1 protein-coding gene is annotated in these 208 nt (G+C 23.6%); it reads right to left on the bottom strand.

The features are described from left to right. On the bottom strand, positions 1–208 hold a 208-nt coding region (locus ACX6CF_RS27395; protein WP_458788525.1), incomplete at both ends, for a hypothetical protein.

Consider the following 208-nt stretch of genomic DNA (forward strand, 5'->3'; position numbering starts at 1 on the left):
TAAAAGTATTAATTTTCATATTCAAAATAAAATTATTGTGATTATAAGAAACTATTTCTAATTCATTCCCTTTAACTTTCAACTTCTCAATGTGATTATTTTTCTTATGGTTTTTATATATTTCAAGACAACTCTCCTTAACAAGCTCACTTAATTCTTCTCTATCTTCACCATAATGCATATCCAAATATTCTTCATAACTATCAAA

This window comes from Vallitalea sediminicola (assembly GCF_054408565.1).